Origin of the sequence: Virgibacillus dakarensis (assembly GCF_900155625.1) — a bacterium.
GTDB classification, from domain to species: domain Bacteria; phylum Bacillota; class Bacilli; order Bacillales; family Amphibacillaceae; genus Lentibacillus_C; species Lentibacillus_C populi.
Genome location: NZ_LT732553.1, coordinates 627,377 through 643,272 on the forward strand (window position 1 = coordinate 627,377; position 15,896 = coordinate 643,272).

Annotated in this window: 18 protein-coding genes; 10 read left to right on the top strand and 8 right to left on the bottom strand. The window is 40.8% G+C overall.

The genetic code is table 11. The annotated features are described in order from the left end of the window. Positions 1–15: 15 nt before the first annotated feature. Entirely contained in the window at positions 16–909 is an 894-nt protein-coding gene (locus tag CZ382_RS03160) for an RluA family pseudouridine synthase (protein WP_235000404.1), read from the top strand. Here the strand turns inward: CZ382_RS03160 and prpE are convergent. Both prpE and CZ382_RS03170 read right to left on the bottom strand, forming a co-directional pair. Further along, positions 893–1,633 carry a bis(5'-nucleosyl)-tetraphosphatase PrpE gene (prpE, locus tag CZ382_RS03165; protein ID WP_088049783.1) on the bottom strand — a complete coding sequence of 247 codons (741 nt, stop codon included), beginning with the start codon at positions 1,631–1,633 and terminating at the stop codon, positions 893–895. The two genes, CZ382_RS03160 and prpE, sit on opposite strands and share 17 nt — an antisense overlap. A 142-nt stretch (positions 1,634–1,775) precedes the next feature. Continuing rightward, positions 1,776–2,951: an FtsW/RodA/SpoVE family cell cycle protein gene (locus CZ382_RS03170; RefSeq protein WP_088049784.1), complete on the bottom strand. Its 1,176-nt coding sequence runs from the start codon at positions 2,949–2,951 to the stop codon at positions 1,776–1,778. A 187-nt stretch (positions 2,952–3,138) separates the two neighbouring features. Between CZ382_RS03170 and mgtE the strand changes: the two genes are divergently transcribed. Further along, positions 3,139–4,497: a magnesium transporter gene (mgtE, locus tag CZ382_RS03175; protein ID WP_188724954.1), complete on the top strand. Its 1,359-nt coding sequence runs from the start codon at positions 3,139–3,141 to the stop codon at positions 4,495–4,497. A 199-nt stretch (positions 4,498–4,696) separates the two neighbouring features. Beyond that, positions 4,697–5,221, top strand: coding sequence for a CotO family spore coat protein (locus tag CZ382_RS03180; protein WP_088049786.1), 525 nt, complete (start codon positions 4,697–4,699; stop codon positions 5,219–5,221). Between the two features lie 199 nt (positions 5,222–5,420). On the opposite strand, the gene CZ382_RS03185 is transcribed toward CZ382_RS03180, so the two are convergent. Then, positions 5,421–5,927, bottom strand: coding sequence for a CotY/CotZ family spore coat protein (locus tag CZ382_RS03185; RefSeq protein ID WP_088049787.1), 507 nt, complete (start codon positions 5,925–5,927; stop codon positions 5,421–5,423). Positions 5,928–6,355: 428 nt separating this feature from the next. On the opposite strand from CZ382_RS03185, the gene CZ382_RS03190 reads away from it, so the two are divergent. From CZ382_RS03190 to CZ382_RS03200, 3 genes are all read left to right on the top strand, one after another. Next, a complete protein-coding gene (locus CZ382_RS03190; RefSeq protein ID WP_088049788.1) occupies positions 6,356–6,583 on the top strand; it encodes a hypothetical protein in 228 nt (75 codons plus the stop codon). Between the two features lie 67 nt (positions 6,584–6,650). After that, positions 6,651–6,869: a hypothetical protein gene (locus CZ382_RS03195; protein WP_235000380.1), complete on the top strand. Its 219-nt coding sequence runs from the start codon at positions 6,651–6,653 to the stop codon at positions 6,867–6,869. 120 nt (positions 6,870–6,989) lie between these two features. Continuing rightward, entirely contained in the window at positions 6,990–7,253 is a 264-nt protein-coding gene (locus CZ382_RS03200; protein ID WP_088049789.1) for a hypothetical protein, read from the top strand. 147 nt (positions 7,254–7,400) lie between these two features. Here CZ382_RS03200 and CZ382_RS03205 read toward each other — a convergent pair whose 3' ends face one another. The 4 genes from CZ382_RS03205 to CZ382_RS03220 all read right to left on the bottom strand — a co-directional run bounded on the left by CZ382_RS03205 (position 7,401) and on the right by CZ382_RS03220 (position 10,233). Then, positions 7,401–8,105 (bottom strand): DUF421 domain-containing protein, encoded by a 705-nt coding sequence (locus CZ382_RS03205; RefSeq protein WP_088049790.1) that lies wholly within the window; start codon positions 8,103–8,105, stop codon positions 7,401–7,403. A 280-nt stretch (positions 8,106–8,385) separates the two neighbouring features. Beyond that, positions 8,386–8,805: a GNAT family N-acetyltransferase gene (locus tag CZ382_RS03210; RefSeq protein ID WP_088049791.1), complete on the bottom strand. Its 420-nt coding sequence runs from the start codon at positions 8,803–8,805 to the stop codon at positions 8,386–8,388. Next, on the bottom strand, positions 8,805–9,323 hold the full coding sequence (locus CZ382_RS03215) for a YjcG family protein (RefSeq protein WP_088049792.1): 519 nt from the start codon (positions 9,321–9,323) through the stop codon (positions 8,805–8,807). The genes CZ382_RS03210 and CZ382_RS03215 overlap by 1 nt, the downstream gene beginning before the upstream one ends. A 184-nt stretch (positions 9,324–9,507) precedes the next feature. After that, positions 9,508–10,233, bottom strand: a complete 726-nt coding sequence (locus tag CZ382_RS03220) for an alpha/beta hydrolase (protein WP_088049793.1) — start codon at positions 10,231–10,233, stop codon at positions 9,508–9,510. Between the two features lie 356 nt (positions 10,234–10,589). Here CZ382_RS03220 and CZ382_RS03225 point away from each other — a divergent pair, with 356 nt between their 5' ends. Beyond that, entirely contained in the window at positions 10,590–10,925 is a 336-nt protein-coding gene (locus CZ382_RS03225; protein WP_088049794.1) for a DUF6944 family repetitive protein, read from the top strand. Between the two features lie 81 nt (positions 10,926–11,006). Next, positions 11,007–12,617, top strand: coding sequence for an IS1634 family transposase (locus CZ382_RS03230; RefSeq protein ID WP_088049795.1), 1,611 nt, complete (start codon positions 11,007–11,009; stop codon positions 12,615–12,617). Positions 12,618–12,795: 178 nt separating this feature from the next. On the opposite strand, the gene CZ382_RS03235 is transcribed toward CZ382_RS03230, so the two are convergent. After that, positions 12,796–13,940 (bottom strand): IS3 family transposase gene (locus CZ382_RS03235; protein ID WP_200809510.1). Its coding sequence is split into 2 segments (ribosomal slippage): positions 12,796–13,682 and positions 13,682–13,940, totalling 1,146 coding nucleotides; the frame shifts between segments, so codons are not numbered across the junction. Between the two features lie 46 nt (positions 13,941–13,986). On the opposite strand from CZ382_RS03235, the gene CZ382_RS03240 reads away from it, so the two are divergent. Both CZ382_RS03240 and CZ382_RS03245 read left to right on the top strand, forming a co-directional pair. Then, positions 13,987–14,259, top strand: a complete 273-nt coding sequence (locus CZ382_RS03240; protein WP_088049796.1) for a DUF6944 family repetitive protein — start codon at positions 13,987–13,989, stop codon at positions 14,257–14,259. A gap of 537 nt (positions 14,260–14,796) precedes the next feature. After that, complete coding sequence (locus CZ382_RS03245) at positions 14,797–15,789, top strand: tyrosine-type recombinase/integrase (RefSeq protein ID WP_088049797.1); 993 nt, start codon at positions 14,797–14,799, stop codon at positions 15,787–15,789. The last annotated feature ends 107 nt before the right edge of the window (positions 15,790–15,896 follow it).

Sequence of the window (15,896 nt, forward strand, 5' to 3'; positions counted from 1 at the left end):
GAGAGAAAGCAGCAGGTGACAAGGGTGAAGTGGACAATTACGAACGAATATAACGGGATGCTGGTCCGTGATTATTTACAGCAGGTACAAGGAGTTTCCCGGCGGATTTTGAAGGAGGTAAAATTTGCTGGAGGAGAAATACGTGTAAATGGTAAGGCGCAATCTGTTCGGTTTTCGTTAGGTACAGGTGACCAGCTTGAATTAAAGCTCCCGCCAGAAACAATCGGAACCTGCATGTACCCGGAAACAATGCCACTTTCCGTTGTCTATGAGGATGATGGGGTTTTAGTTATTGACAAGCCTGCTGGAATCGCGACCATTCCATCGATGAACCAGCCATCCGGTACCATCGCCAATGGTGTTTTGGCCTATTACAAGCAGCAGCGAATCCCTTTTACAGTCCATGTTGTAACACGACTTGACCGGGATACGTCCGGGCTTTTGCTAATTGCTAAACACCGCTACAGCCATTCACTGCTTTCCCGATTGCAAAGGGAAGGGAAAGTGAAACGGCATTATCAGGCAATTGTCGAAGGAACGCTGCCAATGAATCAGGGTACGATCAATAAACCGATCGGCAGGAAACAGGGATCCATTATTGAACGGACGGTCACGGAAACGGGGAAACAGGCAATTACCCATTATCATGTTATCCAGGAGACAGCTGCACACTCACTTGTTGATGTTAATCTCGAAACAGGAAGAACCCACCAAATCCGGGTTCATTTTTCCCATATCGGTCACCCGCTTGTCGGAGATGATCTGTATGGGGGTACTTCCAACGTTATCGAACGGCAGGCATTACATTGTTACCAGATCGAGTTTGAACATCCATTTACAAGGGAAGTAATGCGGTTCAACTCGGCAATTCCGGAAGATATGAACAGGCTGATTAATCAAAATGTGTAAATTTTTCGGCGATGAATGGCTGACTGGATGGGACTGTTACGGTTTCTTCCTCTGGCAGGCGAAAAGCGGTTAACGCGTTGCCGAACACACAGCCCGTATCAATATTGACTGTTTTGTTAACGAGTCGCGGTTCCATTACGGGCGTGTGTCCGTACACAATCCACCGATCTCCATGATAATGCCTCGCCCAGTCTCTCCTGATTGGCCGCCCATCCGGATAATATTCACCGGAAATATCGCCGTAAAGAACGAACGTTTTTACTTTCTTCCCGTAGCGCCCAATATAGGATTCCTTAATCCCTGCATGGGCAACAATTGCATTTGCTTCGGGGATTTCCAAATAGAGTGGCGCGTTTTCATAGAGCGTCATGAATTGCTTTTTTATGCTGGACTGTGCTTTCGCATTCAGCACCTGAAACTCCGCGGCCGTTGTCTCAAGTCCATGCTTCAGCATGACATTATTCCCTGAAAAATACCGGTACAGCTTGTTACAATGGTTTCCTGGTACATATCTTGCTCGATTTTGGTCGAGAACCATGCCACATACCAGCCGGATAACATCCATCGAGTGTGGCCCTCGATCAGTAATATCGCCGACAAAAACAGGTAATCTCCCGTCCGGATGGATAAAACTATCATCTTGCTTTTCGTAACCTAACTTATTAAACAATGTGTGCAATTCATTCAAACATCCATGCACATCACCGATAACATCGATTTTCATAGTTACCCACCTTTATCTTGATATGAATAGTTTTAGTATACGGGAAAAAGAAATTTTGAAACAGGTCGATCGGGCAAGAGAAAAAATAAAAGAAATCGGCCAAGTAGCCGATTTCTTAAAGAACAGCGTGGCTGGAGAATAATCATTCAAACATATACTTCCTCGTCCGTGAGTGGACATTAAGCACAATACCGATGGCCATTATGTAGGCCAGTGTTGAACTACCACCATAGCTTAGAAATGGTAAAGGTAAACCAGTAACCGGAAGCAATTGGATGGACATACCAATATTTTGGAAAATTTGATAGCCAAACATCCCGATCATTCCCGTGACAAGATAGCTGCCATAATTATCATTACTTAATAAGGCGATATGAATTAAACGATAAATCAAGATAAAGAATAGGGCAACAACAAGGCTTGCTCCGATAAAACCAAATTGCTCAGAAATAGCTGTGAAAATCATGTCTGTGTGCCGCTCTGGAACATAGACTTCCATATTGCTTATTCCTTTACCAAATAACTGACCAGATCCAATTGCAAGCATCGCTAAGATTAGTTGGTATCCAGAGTCGGGATATTGTTCCGGATCAAGCCATCCATATATCCGACTTGATACATGGCCAAAAACCGAGTCTTCAAGAAAGTCAGCAATTGGACCAGGGAAGAAGTACCATGTAGCAACACCAGCAGCTACAACGCCAAGCACAATGAAAACGATCGAAAAGATGATACGCCAGCTAATTCCAGATACAAGCACAATACTTGCAGTAATGAATGCCAAAACCAGGAAGCCGCCTAAGTCAGGCTCCGTAGCTATTAACAACATGGGTGGCACAGCAATTGCCCCTATCTTTAGCAACAGACCCAAATCACTTTTAATGGTTCTTGCTTTATACTTCTCATTATGTTGTGATGTGACAAGGGAAAGCGTCAATACAAGGAATATCTTCATAAATTCGGACGGTTGAACGGTGCCGATACCCGGAAATTTAAACCAACTGGTAGCGTTGTTTGCTTCATGAATAAGTGGTGCTGGAAAGTGCAATTTTAACATTAGTAACGATACAATGCCAATCCCATATAATATCCAAGTGATTTGTTTAAATCGATCATAGTCGATTAACATAATAAATGTTGCTAAAACGCCACCACAAATATACCAGGCAAATTGTTTTAATACAAAGTTGGATCCCTCATAGCTTGCAGGTAAGGACGGCACAATAGTATATATGGTAAATAAACTTACACACCCCAGTAGGATGATAATGAAAATTAATGTATAATCAATATTTAGTCGGTTCGATAGACTGTTCATTCGGATACCTTGCTTTCTGTTTTTCCTTATTTGTTTAAATAAAGCTCCTTAAGACAGTTTACACGAAAACCATGATTTTTTTAAGCATTCTTATCAAATTTTGAAAAGTGAAATAATAAACGGTGTTTATGACAGTTGAAAGCCTGGGGAATAATGATATAGTATAGGCGGAAAGGAAGTGATACATATGGATAATCGTAACGAAATTGAAGGCCAATGGGGGAATTTGACAACGGTCTTGGAAAATGAACAAATTGATCTGTTTCGTGAAGAATTTTTGGACATGCATCCGTATGATCAGGGGAAATTTTTTATGGATCAGCCAAAAGAATTGCGGATGCAAATCTATACGTATTTATCTCCGGAAGAGACCGCCGAGATCATGGAAAATATTGAACTGGAAGATACCGAAGCATTTTTTAGTGAAATGGATCCGCGTTTTGCCGCAATGGTTTTCGCTGACATGGCGACCGATGATGCGGTCGATATATTAAATGAACTGGAAAAGGATAAAGTTGCAAGTTTCCTGACGATCATGGATCAGGAGGCGGCCGGCGAGATTAAACAGCTGCTCCATTATGAGGAAAAAACTGCTGGAAGTATTATGACGACGGAATTTATCGCCCTTTACAAAACACAGACAACGAAAGAGGCGATGCTTGACCTGAAAAAAGAAGCTCCGGATGCGGAAACGATTTATTATTTATACGTGGTAGACGAAGATAAACGTTTAGTTGGGGTACTTTCGTTACGTGATCTTATCATTGCCGATGAAGATACGTTAATTGGTGAAGTGATGAGTGAAAAGGTTGTGTCCGTTTCGGTTGCTCTTGACCAGGAAGAAGTTGCCCAGATGATCCGTGATTATGATTTTCTTGCGGTTCCAGTAGTAGATTTTCAACAGCATTTACTCGGGATTATTACGGTCGACGATATTTTGGATGTTATGGATGAAGAAGCGAGTGATGATTATTCCAAGCTTGCCGGAGTATCTGATGTAGATCGGCCTACTGAAAGTGCAATTCATTCTGCAAAAAAACGGTTGCCCTGGCTGATTATTTTACTATTCTTAGGGATGCTAACAGCCAGCTTGATTGGCCGGTTTGAGGATACACTTAGTAAAGTAACCATTTTGGCTGCCTTCATCCCGGTAATTGCCGGGATGTCCGGAAACACTGGTACACAAGCTCTGGCAGTTGCAGTAAGAGGAATTGCAACAGGTGAATACGGTCAATCCGGTAAGCTTAAACTTATTATGCGAGAAGCCAGTACAGGACTAATTACCGGTTCATGTTGTGGAGTCGTGATTACGATTGTGATCTATTTATGGAAAGGCGATATTTTTCTTGGGCTACTTGTCGGCATTTCCATTTTAGCGACATTGACCGTTGCAACAATCGCGGGTGCCTTGATTCCAATGGTAATGGATCGGTTAAAAATTGATCCCGCCGTAGCGTCAGGTCCATTTATTACCACGATCAATGATCTTATTTCCATTCTTATCTATTTTGGGTTGGCAACTGCATTCATGGGTTTTTTGCTGTGAGTTTTGCTAAAAAGAGTGATTCTAATGGTATCACTCTTTTTGCATACTATAAGCGATTATTGATATCGAATAACATGTTTTAAAGAATACAGCACCTCCTGGGCATTGAAGTCTCTCACCGGGATATTTCCCTAAACACGTTTACGCAAATAGGCTCATATAATGAGTTGATAATTAGTTTAAAAGGAGAGATTGTCCAATGGTCAGAAAGAGATATGCCAGAGACCCATTATTTTACATTCAACAACCCAAAATAAAGAAGCCCGAGGCACCCATGCAGCATAATTATACGACGCCAAAAAAAGCAAAACCAAATAAACAGCGGGGTGACAACAATTTTAGCCCTTTAATGTCTGCACGAGGGAATAACTTTGAGCAATTTCAAAATCCACAACCCACGGCTGAAAGTGAAAGACTGACTGACACTCAATCGGAAACTAGTGATGTACATGAACAACCGGGAAATGATACTGAAGATGCCAGAGAGGAAGAAAATAAGAATAGACCCAAATTCAAGGATATGAGCATTGCCGAAAAAATTGATTATTTTATTAACATTCCGTCCCACATCCCTAAACTAAAATGTGAAGTAAAAACAGAGGACCGATCATACCGTGGCATCATGATAGAACGCGAGGATGAGGTTATATTACTTCGAACGGGAAAAAGGAAATTCAGTATACCTATTGAAGACATTATCGAAATTCGCATGCTTGGTATGTAAGCACAAAGGCGGAAGTGCTCGGTTAGCGGCGAGAGTGCTCTCGCCCTGCTATTTAGTGTGGTTCGGTGTTGCCGCTGGGCGCTGGAGCCAGACGTGGCTCTTCCTGTCAAAGAATCCATACAGCTATAAATTTTATATGTTCTTTACTGAAAATGAAAGGAGAAGAGGATAAAATGTCCTCTTCTCCAAAAGTTCTGCATTAGTATTTGTGAGAAGGTGATACTACAGTGTTAAATGCTGAAATTGCCGGTAAGCATGTTACATGGCAGAAGCAGTTTACATCAACGGTGATGCAAATTCCGGTAGCGCGTAAATGACAAGTATCCTGATCAACAGGATTTTCAGGATTGCAATCGTCATCGGCTGGATCTCGCAGCAGCTCAAGAACTGCACAGCAATTGTCGTCGACTTTTTTCACACGGAAGTAGAAGCTGCCGACAACTTCGCCAAAGTCACACGAACCATTGTTATCGCCCCTGAATGCGCCGAAGCCTTTAAATGGTTTGCAACCATCTTGACAGTACAAAAGAACAGGTACTGTATCCAGATCGTTATTATTTTCCTGCTCTCCCAGTAAATCGTTAATGGATCTTTCGCAGCTCGAATCACAGCAGTTCTCTACAATATCATTTTGTACATCTGCTATTTCTTTTAGAATGTCACATACACAGTTCCCTGTATCAAACTCTTTTCCACAACAACCCATAAATTATTACTCCTTCCTAATGTGTTATTGACGTATTGTCCCTAATAGGGTATGACACTTCCATTAGTTGGTGTGGGCATAAAACCAATGAATAGCAGAGGATAAAATTTTACGAGGAAAGGGGCGAATGTCCATACCCATGGTGAAATGTCTACATAGACTAATAGCGACCAAATTTATAAGTGTGTGTTCAAAAGGAGGATAAAAAGGACCGAAGTCGGCTGCCGTCGTAACGTCCTGGATACCTAGTTTGAGACAGCTTAGTTTCCAGAAGCCGATAAACGAGGCAACTAACTTCTTCAAATGATGGCCGACTAAAAACGGGCTTTGCGCCCAACTCACGTCTACCCTTTTGAAGGGGCATGTCTTTTTTACCGGACTATTTGAACATCCTCTAAGGAAGTAAACGTAAAAAGGAGTGAATCTTAATGTCTGACAAGAAAAAAGTCATCCATGTGAAGGATCTGGTAATTAAAGCTGACAATGTGCATATTGAGCCGCGACGTCCTCACCGTTATGATCCATTTTTTGGTGGGCGGCGTATGGATGAACAACATGAAAGTGCTGAAGCGGCTGGTGACGAACGAGAAAACGAACATGAACATGCGGATGAAAGTGAAGACAGGGATAATCGGGGACCATTTTCTTGGATATAATGCTTACTTGCTTACAATGAGAGGCAGCTGTTAAAGCTGTCTTTTATTTCGCTAAAAGGAGTTGAGAATGTATATCATGGTTAAAAAATCGAACATCCCCTGGCTAAGACATCTGCGGGATATCGAGAAGCATTTGGAAAAGAATGAAAAGTGGTTCCAATATCCTGAAAAAAATATGGAGCGAATTGAACAGGACATGGAAAAGTGGAATGCTGATTTTTTAAAAGGGATCGGCCATCTTGAATCGTTAATTAAAGAACTAGAAAAGAAAATGGAGGATAATTAAAATTTTTTGCATAAAGTTATCATGTAACGGGTATGGTTAAGTAAAGGTATTTGAAAAATCGGACATAAATAGCTTAAGGGCATCGAATTGATGTAAAAACAGTAGCAAGGGGGGGTTAGAATGGGTTATGTGTTACCAATTTCACAACATCAGTACCACGATTATAAAAATCGTATTACGAAAGATAAACAAGATCCCTTTTATATTGAAAATCCGTATAAAATCATCTTGGAATTGCAAAATCAGGATCCCCCTCGCAAAAAATCACAGCAACCAATCATAGATACCTTTGTCGAACAGGAAAAACAAATAAAGCATTGTGGTGCGGACAAAATATATGCAAATTTAACAGGAAAAGGAAAGCATTTTAATGTAAGCATATGATAAAACCAGGATACATTTACAGAAAGTGACCTGGTTTTATCGTGAGGAGGGAACTGCTGATAAGATTAGCTTGCTAATATTTGAGGGTTAAATAAGATCCTTAAGTCGCTTAGTCGGAGAAGTCCAACTGATTTATACTGGTTCATCTCAAGTACCACTTCTACTATTTTTATTTACATAGGGGAGAAGGAACAATTTTTTTCCGGGAATATATTCGGCATAAAATACATCTTTTACGGAATGAAAGTTCTGTCTACTTAGTTCCTTGTTTAACCATTCTTCGCTGAGATCTTGTTCACACAGATTATCCTCTAAAATTTCCCCATCATTAATTAAGGTCACTGCAAGCTGGGCATCACCTGGTGAAACCTTCAAATCCTGTTTGGTAGGCGTTTGAAATTCGGCTTTCTTCATTACTGAGAGACTGCCATCTGTTTCTAATATCGCATACTCCACTTCCTGTAATGAAAAGGCATTTTTGGCTCGTAGTAAATGCTGGAGCTGATTTATATCGAGTTTATTCTTTTTCATTACTTCCCTGATCAGGTTTCCTTTGTGTATGACGAGGGCTGGGCTGCCTTCGAGCATGGCACGGGTTCTTTTGAATTTTTGTGTAATAATCTCTGTCGCGTATAATAACACACCCCACAATACGACAACAAAAGCAATATCCTTAATCCCTGTGTCAGGGTCAAATAAGGCATTTCCGACAAGCTCACCGAGAACGAGTGATGCAATGAAATCAAAAGCGGTTAATTGTGAGATTTGTGTCTTACCAAGAATCTTTGTCAAAGCAAACAAAGCAAAAAAACCAAAAAGCGTTTCCAAAAACATTGGCATAAAACTACTCATTTGAAAGCCCCCTTTACACATTCACAAATTAGCATTGCCGGAAGTGGAGGGGATATACATTGTTGGAAACAATTAGGACAGGAAGTTTCGTTCTGTGACTGGAGATATCTTGCATGGCAATCCGAATGAAGGGGAGACTACTGTGGAATTGCTGAACAACAGAAGTAATCTGTAGCATAACAATAGAACCCGCCCAAGACATCTCTTATAAATTATTCTCTGATCTGTCCACAGCATTAAAAAACTAAAAATGACAGCCGCCAATATGGTGGCTGTCATTTTATAGTTGCTTTATCATCGTAACATGCGGGATACCGGCATCGAGGAATTCCCCTGATACTGTTTCATAACCTAGCCGTTTATAAAAATTTTCCGCATGTGTCTGCGCATTTAATTTTGCTTTTCGATAACCTTTTTTCACAGTCTCCGTTTCCATTGCTTGAATGAGCTGTGCACCATATGACTTACCACGCTGCTCTTTTAAAACACAAATGCGTTCCAGTTTTCCATAGTCACCGGCAAAACGAAGCCTGCTTGCGGCGATTGGGCTGTCATTCTGTATAACAATAAAGTGGATTGCTTCTTTGTCGAAATGATCGAGTTCTTCCTCTGGTGGCACGTGTTGTTCATCAACAAAAACAGTAGTGCGCACTTGGAAAGCCTGTTGTATTTCCTGATCACTGTTTGCCTTTTTGATCATCACACGTATTCCTTCCCAAAAACAAAAGATTCATAAACAGTCCAAGAACCGTTATCCAATTGATACAATAACTGGAAGCGATCAACGGTATCCTCGATTTGAAAGGATTTCATTTTCAGACTGCCAAATATATCGGAATATTCATCGTGTTTCAGCTTCTGCGCAATCGTAATGTGTGGAACAAAGGAATATTCTTCATTTTTCGGGAATTTGCCGCTTTGCATTTTTTCGTGTAAATCAATCAATTCCTGAATCGGCTCAACTTTTAAATAAATGGTGTTTGTAACAGGAGCAAATGTACTTACCTTGTTGATATTAATTTTGAAAGGCTCTGTTTCGTTTGCGATTATTTTTAGCTCGGTTATTAACGTCTCCAGCTCATCATCATCAGCTTCAAATGCTTCCTTCAATGTAAGATGTGGTGGAATTAGCGCATAATGTGGGTCGTAACGCTTCCGATATGAGTTAACTTCGTCTTGGATAGGTTTGGATGGAAAAACAACAATACCGTATTTCATCGTAAAAACCTCCTGTTCATATTTAATCCATTAATACGAGGATACATTTACCCTATATTTTATAATTTACCCTTTATTATAACAAAAAACAGCATAAAATGGAAAGAAATTTTTCGAAAAATTTTTGCCAATTCTTTGGTGAACGATATGCAGCTTATGTTTAAGTCAAACCGTAATAGTGTGATTATTCGTCAAACATGGAAACAAGCGCGCGTTTTAGATCCTTCTGCCATGGCTTCCATGTGTGGGGACCATCCAGTTCATAGTACAGATAACTTATATCCTTTTCAGCTAACAGTCTGTTCAATTCCCGATTCGGGGTAAGAAAATCCTGTCTAGAACCATCTGTTGTATTTACTTCCGTCTCCCCGATGCCAATTGTATGATAGATATCCAGTGAGAAAATATCTTTAGCGTTCTTCACCGCATTCATTACCGTTTCATCGACATATGGTGACTGCATAATGACATTGCTGAACGTATTGGGATAGGCAATTGCGGTCATCAATGCTAGTGTTCCTGCAAGTGAATCCCCCATTAACGCACGTGATTGTCCCATATGGTATGTCGGGAGGAGATCATCTAAATATGGCACAACTTCTTGAACTAGAAATTTCATATATGCCTGATTCTGTTTGCCGCTTGGATGATATTTTTCTTTTCGGTCAAATTTATCCTTATAATGGATCCCAACAAAAATCGTATCTGTTATTTCCTGACTTTCATGAAGCCTGTCACTAAGTGTTGCCACCCGGCCTAATTGAAAATAATCATTTCCATCCTGCATAATACAAATATGATATTTATAAAGCGGTGAAAAGCTTTCCGGCTGGTAAATTTTTAATGTCATTTCCTCGTCTAAATAACGGCTAAAAATCTTACGCTCAATCATTGTTCCCTTTCTTGGCATCGTAGCACACCTCAATTCTATGAAAAATCTCTGTAAAAAGGTTATTAAAATGATCAAATAATAAATGCTGAATATCTTTAATGCTTTTGAAATAAATTATCAGCTAACCCTTAAATAAGTTTATCATGATTTATATTCTAATGGTAATGCTTTTGCTTAGTTCTTCTGGTGTCTTTTTACAACGGAAAATGTATTCTCGTTGCTTAAACTGTTTTTTGACATTTTGTTTAATATCCTTCTTCGAGGACATTTCAAACCCTGAAAATAAAAAAATTCTACATCATTAGTCTGTAGCGGAAACAATGCTTCTTTAATGAAATAGGATAGAATAAATCAATTAACAGGTGGAGGTTGCGTTGAATGATCGATTAAAAGTGCTTTATGGAACCTGGATACAGGCAATAGGCACAACGGTTTCCGCGGTGGCAAATACCCCGTCCTTAGTGAATGATCAAGATTTACTTGCTCATCTTGATTTATGGGGGAATGTTTTGCAAGCAACAGGTAACGCTTTGGTTGCAGACAGTGAACAGTATCCCTCTTTAGATAAGCTTGGAAATCAGATACAATCGATAGGGAATTTGACGAATATCGTGGGGTTTTTAGTAACAGTTAGTGAAGAGATACAGGCAGAACTGAATATTAACCTGGATTCCCGCCATTACATAACGATGAATCGTCTAAAAACATGAAAATACCGGGCTTTATGCCCCTTTTTTATTGTTTCTATACTCGTTATGTGTTACAATATACATAACGAGGAGGTGGCAAAAATGGCTGCTATCGTCTTTCAAAAGGATAAGCGTTCAGGGATCACTTATGCGTATGAATCCATTTCTTACTGGGACAAGGACAAGCAACAATCCCGGTCTAAAAGGACCTTAATCGGACGGGTAGACAGTAAAACTGGAGAAATTGTTCCGACAGACGGCAGGGGGCGCAAAAAGAAAGAGGGGTTTGCCGTGACAAAGGGAGATCCTGTTCCCTCTGTGCAAACCGCACGTTATTTTTACGGTGCCACGTATCTCCTGGATGAGATCGGTGCGAGTACCGGCATTACGGAAGACCTGAAAGCGTGTTTTCCCGATACGTATCGCCAGATTCTTTCTATTGCATACTATCTGATCTTAGAGGACAGCACTCCTCTTTATCGTTTTGAAAAATGGAGCCTCATACATAAACATCCTTACGGTGAAAACATCACGTCCCAGCGAAGTAGCGATCTGTTCGCATCCATCACCGAAGATGCAAAAAATAAGTTCTTTCGACTCCAGGGAAAACGGCGGACGGAAAAGGAGTTTTGGGCCTATGATACCACCACCATATCCAGCCAGTCTGAACTCCTGAGACAGGTACAATACGGCTGGAATAAAGAAAATGATCCACTGCCTCAGCTAAATCTGGCGCTGGTCTTCGGCGAAACGTCCAACCTGCCATTTTATTACCGCAAACTGGCTGGTAATATCCCAGATTCCAAAACCGTCGGGAACCTGCTTGCCGATTTGGATGTTCTTGGTTTCTCCAAAGTGAAGATGGTCATGGATAGGGGCTTCTATAGTAAAGAAAATATTAACGCATTACTGAAAAACCACGTGAAGTTCCTGGTCGCCGTTAAAGTGTCGCTTGTTTTTATCCGGAAAGAATTGGATAACATCTATGACGATTTTCGATCTTTTGATCACTACAGTGAGAAATACGAGTTGTATGGCCGCACGGTTCGGACAACGTGGGATTATACGCAACACCGTCCGTATAAGGGGGACACCCTGACACAGTCCAAGCGTATGTACATTCACTTTTATTACAATATTGACAGAGCTGCAGAGGACGAAAAAGCGTTCGACCGCAAGCTAATCGCTCTGCGTCAGGAATTGGAATCAGGGAAAAGGCAACAGGAACATGAAAAGCTGTATCAAAAGTACTTTGAGACAAAAACTACACCGAAACGAGGGACAAAAGTTACTATCAACACCGAGGCTGTCAACAAGGCCAAACGCTATTTTGGATTCTTTGCGCTAATGACTAATGAAACCATGGACGCCACCACTGCGCTGGAGATTTACCGCAATAAGGATGTCGTCGAAAAAGCGTTTGGGAATCTGAAGGAGCGATTGAACATGCGCCGCACACTGGTGTCAGCAGAAAAAAGTCTCGACGGGAAGCTTTTTGTGGAGTTTGTCGCACTTATCTATCTTTCTTATATCAAAAAGCAAATGCAGGACACGGATTTATTCAAAAAATATACGTTACAGGGCGCCTTGGATCAACTGGATGTTATTGAATGCTTTGAAACCTCCGGCAAAAAACTGCGTGTTGGTGAACTTCTCAGCAAACAAAAGGACATTTATAGGAGTCTAGATGTTACCCCGCCTACCTCGTTATGAGTACGCGGGAATCCAGGTATTAAAGGAAATTGGATCTATGTCAAGAAATTGGACACTAGAAATGGTGAATTTTTTAAATTCCTACCGCGCTCCGCTTGCTTCCCTCTCTGTTAAAATAAGGGGAAAGAACGCCCCTTCTTTTAACAGAGAGGCTAGTACGTTTTTCTATAAAGCTATCTTACCTTAGATACATTTTTTCATACGCCATTGGTGCCATATATCCAATGGTCGAGTGAATTCGCTTGAAATTATAAAACGTCATGATGTAAGAGAAGATATTACGCTTTGCTTCTTCTCTGGTTTGATAATTCTCATGAAAGATTAATTCCTTCTTGAGCACACTATGAAACGACTCGATACATGCATTATCATAACAGTTGCCTTTCCGGCTCATACTTGTGATGATATGATGTTTTCTTAAAAGCGCCTGATACTCCTTCGCTGCATATTGGCTGCCTCTATCTGAATGATGAATCAACCCTTCTTGCGGCGTTTGCTGGCTGATGGCTCTTTTTAATGCAGTGAGTGTTAATTCTTTGGTCATTCGATGACTCATTGCCCAACCAATAATTCGCCTGGAAAACAAATCCATGACGGTCGCTAGGTAGAGCCATCCTTCTTTGGTCCAAATGTACGTGATATCGCTCACCCATACTTGTCCTGGCTTATCTACCCGAAAATTTTGGTTTAATAGATTTGGATAGACAGGGTGCGAATGCTTCGAGTTCGTTGTCGCCTTATATTTCTTCACCGTTTTAGAACGTAAGCCATTTTCCCTCATGATACGAGACACCGTTTTTTGAGAAACAGGTATCCCTTCACCACGTAAAACCTGGGTGATTTTAGGGCTTCCATACCTTCTCTTCGATTCAATAAATACACGTTTGATTTGGGACGTCAGTTTTTGTTTGCGTTTGGCTCGATCGCTGACAGGACGATCTCTCCACTCATAATAACCACTCTTGGAAACACCTAGTACTTGGCACATCTTCTCTACACGAAATTCGTGGCGGTGTTCTTGGATAAATACATAAATTATCTCTGGTTTTTTGCGAAGATGCCCATAGCCTTTTTTAAAATAGCTACCTCCTCTTCCAAATCCCGAATCCGTTTATCTTTTTCATATCCAGCTTGATCTTTAGGACTTCGATTCCCACTTCCTACAAAACTATCCTCTTGGTCCTCCTTATACTTAGCTACCCATTTTTGCAGCGTCTGTGGGACTAAATCTAATTCCCTTGCCACTTCTGCTGTTTTCCTACCGTCTTCGGCTACCAGTTTCACTGCGTATACTTTAAATTCTTTATCATATCGTTTGGCCATCTTAGACACTCCTAGAGATTATTATATTTAGTATAAAAATCCCCATTTGTTATGTCCAATTATTAGACTAACATCAAATCTTATTCAAGCGGCGGGTGGTAGTTTATCACTAACGGATGCATTAAGTGGTGAGCTTACAACAGAATCCCTTTACGACGTTTATGGAAATCTACTTCAAATTATTGGAAACTCCATGCAGGCAATATCGGGAATAAAGGAACTTAAGGGAGCAGATGATGAGATGATCAATACGGTTGGGGGCTGGATCCAGGCAATTGGATCGATTCTTTCAGTGATAGCTTCATATAAAGAGATGTAACGAAATTTATTTGGCTTATTCTTTTCTGCTTTTTGGCTCCAAACCGTCAATCTCTCTGCAAAATCCCGCGGAACATGTTAATCGTGTACGGATTCGAACGTCAATAAGCGGGATATAAGAAGGATAGTATTCTATTAAATAGAAGTTGATACAAATCAGCGTATGGAGACGAAAAGGGTTTCAATTTCGGGGATTAATTTTTCTGTCAAACGAAGAGGGTACAAGATGATGTTGGTCTGTTTTGATGGGAAAAGCACTTTTTTATTGACAGGATTTAGTCTGTTCTATATAGTAAAGGAGTCAGTAGTTTCATATAAATACGATTCCGTAGCTCAGCTGGGAGAGCGCCACCTTGACAGCTTTCTACGGATTACATACGCGTCAAGACGTTGATATAACAGCGTTTTGGCGCTTTTTTGCGTTGACATAAGAGCGCTGACTTGTACGCAAAGTAGCGGTTTAAAATTTCGATCATATACCGAGATAGTTAACTGATAATGTCGCACACATTCCGATTATAGGAGGTGTGCTTTTTTAATGCGATTAGACGATAAGTTAGACGATTTATTTAAAACGTTTTATTCGATTAAAGTCGCAGAAGGTCGATCGGAACGGACACTAGGACAATACCAGGACAATTACTCTTATTTCGTCAAGTATTTGGATAAACGAGGTATAGAGCCGTTATTCAGTAATCTAGATCGGACTATATTCCGCGATTATATTACATACATGCGGAATGAGATCGTAACATTCGAAGGTCACAAGTATAAGACGGACAAGCAACGTCAAATAGGATTGGCGCCAAGTACGATAAACACTCGATTAAAAACGTTGCGGACTATGTTTACTTGTCTGTACGAGGAAGAAATAACGGCAAGTAATCCGACAAACGGCGTTAAGAACTTGCCCAATCCGCTAGAGGAAATCGAAGTGTTAACGCTAGACGAGTTAAAGCGTTTACTAAAGACGCCGGATAGGTCCATGTACGCGGGATTCCGAGATCATACTCTTATGTACGTCCTTATTGACGGACTGATGCGGATAAGCGAAGCGACAAACTTAAAAGAACGTAATTTTGACTTGAAACATAATACCGTCACCATTCCGGCGAGTATCGCAAAGAGTCGGAAGCCGAGGACATTACCGCTAAGACCGGCGACAACGAAACTAGTGAAACGGTTAATAGCTGCAAATGGCGATTTTAACAGCGAGTATGTATTCCTTACAAACTACGGCGAGCCGATAGACCGCGATCAATTTAGAAAACGGCTAAACGAGTATGGCGACAAGGCGAAAATTAAGAAGAATATACACCCACATTTATTACGGCATACGGCAGCAACGTTGTTCCTAGAAGATGGCGGAAGTATAAGACACTTGCAAATGCTACTAGGTCATGCAGACTTACGCATGGTACTACGCTATACCCATTTATCGAATGAAGCGGTACAGAATGAACATACGAAGCATTCGCCGATTAATAAGGTTGCGGACAAGTTAAGCAGACCGCGGAAAACGAGATTATAAAACAAAAAAGAGCGCATGCAACGGATATACAACCCGATACATAACGCCTACCTTATTAGTTATGTTATCGCAAAAATTCGGAAATTGCAAGGCTTATTTCGTTGTAA

Coding starts and splice junctions, on each gene's coding strand:
- prpE (WP_088049783.1), bottom strand. CDS start 1,633: ATGAAAATCGATGTTATCGGTGATGTGCATGGATGTTTGAATGAATTG.
- CZ382_RS03170 (WP_088049784.1), bottom strand. CDS start 2,951: ATGAACAGTCTATCGAACCGACTAAATATTGATTATACATTAATTTTC.
- mgtE (WP_188724954.1), top strand. CDS start 3,139: ATGGATAATCGTAACGAAATTGAAGGCCAATGGGGGAATTTGACAACG.
- CZ382_RS03180 (WP_088049786.1), top strand. CDS start 4,697: ATGGTCAGAAAGAGATATGCCAGAGACCCATTATTTTACATTCAACAA.
- CZ382_RS03185 (WP_088049787.1), bottom strand. CDS start 5,927: ATGGGTTGTTGTGGAAAAGAGTTTGATACAGGGAACTGTGTATGTGAC.
- CZ382_RS03190 (WP_088049788.1), top strand. CDS start 6,356: ATGTCTGACAAGAAAAAAGTCATCCATGTGAAGGATCTGGTAATTAAA.
- CZ382_RS03195 (WP_235000380.1), top strand. CDS start 6,651: ATGTATATCATGGTTAAAAAATCGAACATCCCCTGGCTAAGACATCTG.
- CZ382_RS03200 (WP_088049789.1), top strand. CDS start 6,990: ATGGGTTATGTGTTACCAATTTCACAACATCAGTACCACGATTATAAA.
- CZ382_RS03205 (WP_088049790.1), bottom strand. CDS start 8,105: ATGAGTAGTTTTATGCCAATGTTTTTGGAAACGCTTTTTGGTTTTTTT.
- CZ382_RS03210 (WP_088049791.1), bottom strand. CDS start 8,805: ATGATCAAAAAGGCAAACAGTGATCAGGAAATACAACAGGCTTTCCAA.
- CZ382_RS03215 (WP_088049792.1), bottom strand. CDS start 9,323: ATGAAATACGGTATTGTTGTTTTTCCATCCAAACCTATCCAAGACGAA.
- CZ382_RS03220 (WP_088049793.1), bottom strand. CDS start 10,233: ATGCCAAGAAAGGGAACAATGATTGAGCGTAAGATTTTTAGCCGTTAT.
- CZ382_RS03230 (WP_088049795.1), top strand. CDS start 11,007: ATGGCTGCTATCGTCTTTCAAAAGGATAAGCGTTCAGGGATCACTTAT.
- CZ382_RS03245 (WP_088049797.1), top strand. CDS start 14,797: ATGCGATTAGACGATAAGTTAGACGATTTATTTAAAACGTTTTATTCG.